The organism is Pseudomonas sp. CM25, assembly GCF_013179705.1.
Lineage (GTDB): Bacteria > Pseudomonadota > Gammaproteobacteria > Pseudomonadales > Pseudomonadaceae > Aquipseudomonas.
Genome location: NZ_JABMCW010000297.1, coordinates 1 through 6,818, shown reverse-complemented (window position 1 = coordinate 6,818; position 6,818 = coordinate 1). Strand labels below are relative to the sequence as shown.

At 66.5% G+C, this 6,818-nt stretch carries 7 protein-coding genes; 1 reads left to right on the top strand and 6 read right to left on the bottom strand.

What is annotated here, in order from left to right; genetic code table 11:
• Positions 1-152: 152 nt before the first annotated feature.
• The 6 genes from HP546_RS23505 to glcD all read right to left on the bottom strand — a co-directional run bounded on the left by HP546_RS23505 (position 153) and on the right by glcD (position 5,692).
• A complete protein-coding gene (locus HP546_RS23505; protein ID WP_172230174.1) occupies positions 153-503 on the bottom strand; it encodes a hypothetical protein in 351 nt (116 codons plus the stop codon).
• Between the two features lie 185 nt (positions 504-688).
• Positions 689-1,273, bottom strand: coding sequence for a biliverdin-producing heme oxygenase (locus HP546_RS23500; RefSeq protein ID WP_172230172.1), 585 nt, complete (start codon positions 1,271-1,273; stop codon positions 689-691).
• Positions 1,274-1,503: 230 nt separating this feature from the next.
• Entirely contained in the window at positions 1,504-1,902 is a 399-nt protein-coding gene (locus HP546_RS23495; protein ID WP_172230170.1) for a heme-binding protein, read from the bottom strand.
• A complete protein-coding gene (gene glcF / locus HP546_RS23490; protein ID WP_172230168.1) occupies positions 1,895-3,130 on the bottom strand; it encodes a glycolate oxidase subunit GlcF in 1,236 nt (411 codons plus the stop codon). The genes HP546_RS23495 and glcF overlap by 8 nt, the downstream gene beginning before the upstream one ends.
• A gap of 9 nt (positions 3,131-3,139) precedes the next feature.
• Positions 3,140-4,192, bottom strand: coding sequence for a glycolate oxidase subunit GlcE (glcE, locus tag HP546_RS23485; protein WP_172230166.1), 1,053 nt, complete (start codon positions 4,190-4,192; stop codon positions 3,140-3,142).
• Positions 4,193-5,692: a glycolate oxidase subunit GlcD gene (gene glcD / locus HP546_RS23480; protein WP_172230164.1), complete on the bottom strand. Its 1,500-nt coding sequence runs from the start codon at positions 5,690-5,692 to the stop codon at positions 4,193-4,195.
• Positions 5,693-5,887: 195 nt separating this feature from the next.
• On the opposite strand from glcD, the gene glcC reads away from it, so the two are divergent.
• Entirely contained in the window at positions 5,888-6,652 is a 765-nt protein-coding gene (gene glcC / locus HP546_RS23475) for a transcriptional regulator GlcC (RefSeq protein WP_172230162.1), read from the top strand.
• Positions 6,653-6,818 lie beyond the last annotated feature (166 nt).

The following is a 6,818-nucleotide window of genomic DNA, read 5'->3' as shown; positions in this document are numbered from 1 at the left end:
ACCGTTTGAAGCTGGAGGCTGAGGCGGGGGAGACCGCTGTCGGAGCGAATGGCTGATGGCATCAGGGCTGTCAGCCCTGATGCGATCCCTGTAGGACCCTCACCTGCCAACGAGGCTCCGCAAAACGGCCTCAACCTGCATAAAACACCGGATCAACGGCGATAATACCGGTGCTCGTCATGGTGCCGCTGGTGCAGGGCCCGCTCATGCCGGCGCTCCCAGTCACGGCGCCGTTCCCAGTCGCGCCGGCGCTCCCAATCCCGCCGGGCCTGCTCGCGCCGCCACTGCTCGCGGCGCCAGTCGCCGCGGCGGTCATGCCAGCGGTCGTCATCATGGGCCAGCAGTGTGTCTGGCTGCGCAGCAGCCACACTGGCTACCCGTGACCAGGGGTTGGCAGCAGGCTGCACCGGTGACTGTACGGCCGGGGCCACCGCGACGGGCGCCTTCATTTGTGTTGCCGATGCAGTGCCCATCGCCGCGAACGAGAACAGGCCGAGCAGCATCAACCTAGCGACATGTATTTTCATGAGCGAAGCCCACCTCTGATACCAATTGAGCCATTTGGCCAGCAGGTGCGCAGCGAACCCTGTGTCGCGTTGCGCTACCTTTCTGTGCCTCACAGATAGACCGGCAATCGGGAAAAAGTTCGCTGCAGCAACAACTTGTAGAGAATTGGCGGTTTACATCGCTACGCAAACACCTCACGCAGATGCGCCCTGTAGCTGTCAAACGCGGCGATGGCACCCACCAGCACTTCGGCCTCTTCCTGCTCATCCAGCAGCAGCCCATCCAGCCTGGCAACGAACTCGCGCCAGTGCAGCGCCCGGCCATCCGGGTGCGCTGCCAGGTGGCGGGCGCCGTGGTGCTCATCCAGGCCCAAACGCTGGGTATGCCTGAACAGAAACGCCGCGCCCAGGTTCGAGCCCTCGCTGCAATACAACCAACCCAGCGCCTGGGCCGCACTGGCACAAATCGTTGCGGGCGCTGCCGGCAACGGCAGGCCCAGATCGCGCAGGTCATCCTCGACCGCACTGAAGCGCGACAGCTGCATCAGCCCCGGCAACTGCTGGTTGAGTTGCTCGTCCTGGTACAACGCCAACAGGCTGCCGTGAAAGCGATGCTGCACCTGCAGGAAGCGGCCGTAGCGCGCGCGGTCGTCGAAAGGCCGTGCCGCCATCACCAGTTGGTCGACGCTGTCATGGTCGCGGCTGCTGGCCGCCTTCAGGCGTTTGCAGCGGCCCGGCTCCGTGAGGGGGAAAGGTACAACAGTCATTGGCGTATCCATGGCAACGGGCAGTACGCATATGATGCTTGTCGTCCCTGGCCAGCAGCAAGCACCACGCTATGGCCCTAACAGAAAACCGTGGGCGGGCGGGTGCCGTTGAAATCGGTGGGTTGAATATGAACTGGCAATGATCGGCTTAGCCCCGAACAACCTTGTGCAAACCGTTTGCCCGTACCGGCCTCTTCGGGGATGAACCCGCGAAGAGGCCGGTACGGGGTTTACAAGGCAGCCGCCCCGGCCTTGGCCACCTGGGCATCTTGCTCGGACTTGACCCCGGACACGCCAATCGCTCCCACCACCTGGCCATCCACCCGCAGCGGCACGCCGCCTTCGAGGCTGGTCAGCAACGGTGCAGTGACGAACGCGGTACGCCCGCCATTGACCATTTCCTCGTAATCCCGCGTCTCTTTGCGCCCTAGCGCAGAGGTGCGGGCTTTTTCCACCGCGATGTAGGCGCTGGCCGGCGCGCAGCCGTCCATACGCTCCAGGGCCAGCGGGTGGCCGCCGTCGTCGACCACGGCGATCGTCACGTTCCATTGCCGGGCCCGGGCCTCGGCGCGGGCGGCGGTGAGCACGCGGGCGACTTCGGCCTGGCCGATCACGAACTTGCTATGCATGGGGGTTCTCCGGGTTCAGGGCTGCTTCGACAATTTCGATCCAGTGCCGCACCGGCGTGCGTCCAGCCCCGTCCAGATGGGCCTGGCAGCCAATGTTGGCAGTGGCAATGACATGCGGTTTACCGCTTTCCAGGGCATTCAGGCGGTTGTCGCGCAGCTGCTGTGACAGGTCCGGCTGGGTCAGCGAATAGGTGCCAGCCGAGCCGCAGCACAGGTGCCCGTCCGGCACCTCGGTCAGAGTAAAGCCCAGGCGCGTCAACAGCGCCTCCACTACACCCCCCAGCTTCAGGGCGTGCTGCAGGGTACACGGGCAGTGAAAGGCCAGGCGCTGCTCGGCGCACAGGCTCAATTGCTCGACTGGCTCATCGCGCAATACTTCTACCAGATCGCGTGACAGGGCGCTGACGCGTGCGGCTTTGGCGGCGTAACGCGGGTCCTGCTGCAACAGATGCCCGTAGTCGCGCACGAACGCGCCGCAGCCGCTGGCGGTTTGCACGATAGCCTCGGCACCGGCTTCGATCGCCGGCCACCAGGCGTCGATGTTGCGCCGGGCCCGTTGCAGGCCTTGCTCCTGAGCGTTGAGGTGGTAGTCCACGGCGCCGCAGCAGCCGGCCTGTTGGATCGGCACCACGCTGATGCCCAGGCGGTCGAGCAGGCGTGCAGCGGCGGCGTTGGTGTTGGGCGACAGCGCCGGCTGCACGCAGCCTTCCAGCATCAGCACCTGCCGCGCATGGCGTGGCGCGGGGCGTATGCCGGGCGCGCTGACTCGGCTCGGCAGCTTGCCCTTGAGCGCCGCCGGCAGCAGTGGACGCAGAACCTGGCCGCTGCGGGTCAGGGCCTTGAACAGCGCCGGGCGCGGCACCACCGCGCGCAGGGCCTCACGCAACAGGCGTTGAGTGAATGGGCGGGGTACCTGTTGCTCGACCACTGCGCGGCCGATGTCCAGCAGGTCGTGGTACTTCACCCCGGAAGGGCAGGTGGTTTCGCAGTTGCGACAGGTCAGGCAGCGGTCCAGGTGCAATTGGGTGCTGGCAGTGACCGGCTCGCCTTCGAGCACCTGCTTGATCAGGTAGATGCGCCCACGCGGGCCGTCCAGTTCATCGCCCAGCAACTGGTAGGTAGGGCAGGTGGCGGTGCAGAAGCCACAGTGCACGCAGGCGCGCAGGATGCTCTCGGCTTCGTCGGCGCGGGCCAGGCGTCGGGACGTTTCGCTCAGGTTGGTTTGCATGGTCTGGCCTCACAGGTCCGGGTACAGGCGGCCAGGGTTGAACACCCCCTGGGGGTCGAGCTGCTGCTTGAGGGCGCGGTGGTAGCGCATCAGCGCATCGGGCAGCGGCGGGCTGCTGGCTGGGCCGGGTGTGTAGAGCGTGGCATGGCCGCCCACCTTGTCAATGTCATGGCGGATGTCCCCGGGCGCTGCCGTGGACTTGAGCCAGCGCTGCGCACCCGCCCAGTCGAGCAGTTGCTGGCCCGGCAGGTCCAGATCGCCGGTGGCCACTGGCACCGACAAACGCCAGAGCGGGGCAGGGTCATCGAAAAAGGCGAGGCGCTGTTCGCGCAAGTCACGCCAGAAACCGCCGTCCAGTACCGCGCCGCCCAGGCGCCGCGCTGCCGACTGCACCGAACCTTCGCCGCCTTCCAGGCGCAAGTACAGCGCGTCGCCGTCATGGCAGGCCGCGCTGATCGGCAACGGCTGCTGGCCCCATTCGGCCAGCTCGGCCAGCGCCTGGTGGCGGCCCATGGGCAGGCGCAGGCTCAGGCATTGACGTGGGCGAGGCAGCACCTTCAGCGACACTTCGGTCAGCAGCCCGAGGCAGCCGAAGCTGCCTGCCATCAGCCGCGAAACGTCGTAGCCGGCGACGTTCTTCATCACTTCGCCACCAAAACGCAGCAGCTTGCCGTGGCCGGTGATCACCCGCGTGCCCAGTACATAGTCGCGCACAGACCCCGCCCAGGGCCGACGAGGGCCGGACAACCCGGCCGCGACCATGCCTCCCAGGGTAGCCTCGTGGCCCAGGTGCGGTGGCTCGCACGGCAGCATCTGCCCGGCCTCGTGCAGGGCCGCCTCGATCTCGCGCAGCGGCGTGCCGGCGCGGGCGGTGAGCACCAGCTCGGTCGGGTCGTAGCTGACGATGCCGCGGTGGCTGCGGGTATCGAGCAGTTCGCCGGCCAGCGGGTTGCCGAGCATCGCTTTGCTGTTGCCGCCCTGTATGCGAAGCGGGGTACCCTGGTGCAGTGCCTGATTGACCTGCTCCAGCAGGGCCTGGCTGATGTCGCGGTCCATGCTCATTCAGAAGCGCTCCAGGTCGGGGAAGGGCAGTTGCCCATGGTGGACGTGCATCGCACCGAATTCGGCGCAGCGGTGCAGGGTAGGGATGTTCTTGCCCGGGTTCAGCAGGCCCTGCGGGTCGAAAGCGGCCTTGACTGCGTGGAACAGGGTGATTTCATCGCTGTTGAACTGCGCACACATCTGGTTGATCTTCTCGCGCCCCACGCCGTGCTCGCCGGTGATGCTGCCGCCCACCGCCACGCACAGTTCGAGGATTTTGCCGCCGAGGGCTTCGGCGCGCTCCAGTTCGCCTGGCAGGTTGGCGTCGAACAGGATCAGCGGGTGCATGTTGCCGTCGCCGGCATGGAACACGTTGGCCACGCGCAGGCCGTAATGCGTGGACAGGTCGCTGATGCCCTTGAGCACCCTGGGCAGTTCGCGGCGCGGGATGGTGCCGTCCATGCAGTAGTAGTCCGGGGACATGCGCCCCACCGCCGGGAAGGCGTTCTTGCGCCCGGCCCAGAAGCGCATGCGCTCGGCTTCGTCGCAGGCCAGGCGCACGTCGCTGGCGCCGGCTTGCGCCAGCAACTCGGCGACCCGTGCGCAATCGTCGTGCACATCGGCCTCCACGCCGTCCAGCTCGCACAGCAGGATGGCTGCTGCGTGCACCGGGTAGCCGGCGTGGATGAAGTCTTCGGCGGCGCGGATCGCCAGGTTGTCCATCATCTCCAGGCCGCCAGGGATGATGCCGGCGGCGATGATTTCGGCGACCGCCCGGCCGGCATCCTCGACGCTGTCGAAACTGGCCAGCAGCACCCGTGCCACCTGGGGTTTGGGCAGCAGCCTGACGGTGACTTCGGTAATGATCCCTAGCATGCCTTCGGAACCGGTGAACAGTGCCAGCAGGTCGAAGCCGGGGCTATCCAGGGCATCGCTGCCCAGGGTCAGGCGCTCGCCCTCGATGGTGAGGATGTCGACCTTGAGCAGGTTGTGCACGGTCAGGCCGTACTTCAGGCAGTGCACGCCACCGGCGTTTTCGGCAACGTTGCCGCCGATGGAACAGGCAATTTGCGAGGACGGGTCGGGCGCGTAGTACAGGCCGTGGGGGGCTGCAGCCTGGGAAATCGCCAGGTTGCGCACGCCGGGCTGCACGCGGGCAAAACGGCCCTGCGGGTTGACTTCGAGGATGCGCTTGAAGCGCGCCATCACCAGCAGGATGCCCTTGGCCAGCGGCAGCGCGCCGCCCGACAGGCCAGTGCCGGCACCGCGCGCGACCACCGGCACGCCACGCTGGTGGCAGAGCCTGAGCAAGGCCTGCACCTGTTCCAGGCGCTCGGGCAGCACCACCAGCAGCGGCACCGTGCGGTACGCTGACAGGCCGTCGCATTCGTAGGGTTTGAGGTCTTCCTGGCGGTACAGGATTTCAAGGTCCGGCAGCGCATCGCGCAACGCGTGCAGCAGCGCCGTCTGGTCCACGGCGGGTAGCGCGCCATCGACACGTTCGTCGTACAGGATATTCATCGGCTCACTCGGCAACGGTTTTTGTTGTTGTTGGCAAAGCGGTCACCCTGGCAGCCTGCGTGCGCCGGCGGCATTGGTCGAGAGGCAGAACCAGTGGTCCTACCAGTTCTTCGGCATGGTGCTGGTAATTGATGGGTTTACCGGGCTAGATTGGAAACAGTGGTGCAAGTGGTCCTACCAGTGTGAGGGAGTGCAGTGGGTACTGAAGGCAAGACCAAAGTCGCCGATCAAGTCGCCGAACGAGTCGAGCGGCTGGTCGTGGAAGGCGTGCTCAAGGTCGGCCAGGCACTGCCGTCGGAGCGGCGGCTGGTGGAGAAGCTGGGTTGTTCGCGCTCGGCGTTGCGCGAGGGCCTGCGCATCTTGCGTGGGCGAGGCATCATCGATACCGAGCACGGGCGCGGCTCGTTTGTCGCCGACCTGGCCGGCCACGCGGGCGCGGCGCCGTTGATGCACCTGTTCAACTCGCAGCCGCGCACGTTGTTCGACCTGCTGGAAGTGCGCGCGTTGCTGGAGGCCGAATCGGCCCGGCTGGCGGCGCTGCGCGCCACCGAAGTCGACCGTTTGCTGATCCGCAGGCGCTACGAGGAAATGTTGGCGGCGCATGCTTGCGCAGACGCGCTCGATCCCCGCGAGCATGCCCGCCGCGACCATGCGTTCCATCGGGCAATCAGCGAGGCGTCGCACAACCCGGTGCTGGTGCATACCTTGCAATCGCTCAGCGACCTGACCTTGAGCACGGTGTTTGCCTCGGTCAATAACCTGTACTGCCGGCCGGCGCAGAAGCGCCAGATCGACCGGCAGCATGCGCGGCTGTATCACGCGGTGATGGAGCAGTTGCCCGAACAGGCGCAGCGGGCGGCGCGCGAGCATATCAACGGGATCCGCGACAGCTTGCGCGAGATCGAACAGGAAGAGCAGCGCCTGGTGAGGGCTACCATGCGCATGGATGGTTGGGGGTGATGTTTGCCTGGGCCGACCTCTTCGCGGGTAAACCCGCTCCCACAGGGACCGCGTCGGCCTGAGGGCTGTGGGGGCGGGCCTGCCCGCGAAAGGGCCGGTGCAGGTTTACTCAATGGTCGGCTATGCGGTCATCCTGCGAGAGGATTGCGCGGGCCAGCTCTTCATC

What these genes read in the sequence shown, in the direction of transcription:
- glcE (WP_172230166.1), bottom strand. Translation starts at nt 4,192, where the DNA reads ATGAGCATGGACCGCGACATCAGCCAGGCCCTGCTGGAGCAGGTCAAT.
- HP546_RS23495 (WP_172230170.1), bottom strand. Translation starts at nt 1,902, where the DNA reads ATGCATAGCAAGTTCGTGATCGGCCAGGCCGAAGTCGCCCGCGTGCTC.
- glcF (WP_172230168.1), bottom strand. Translation starts at nt 3,130, where the DNA reads ATGCAAACCAACCTGAGCGAAACGTCCCGACGCCTGGCCCGCGCCGAC.
- HP546_RS23505 (WP_172230174.1), bottom strand. Translation starts at nt 503, where the DNA reads ATGCTGCTCGGCCTGTTCTCGTTCGCGGCGATGGGCACTGCATCGGCA.
- glcD (WP_172230164.1), bottom strand. Translation starts at nt 5,692, where the DNA reads ATGAATATCCTGTACGACGAACGTGTCGATGGCGCGCTACCCGCCGTG.
- HP546_RS23500 (WP_172230172.1), bottom strand. Translation starts at nt 1,273, where the DNA reads ATGACTGTTGTACCTTTCCCCCTCACGGAGCCGGGCCGCTGCAAACGC.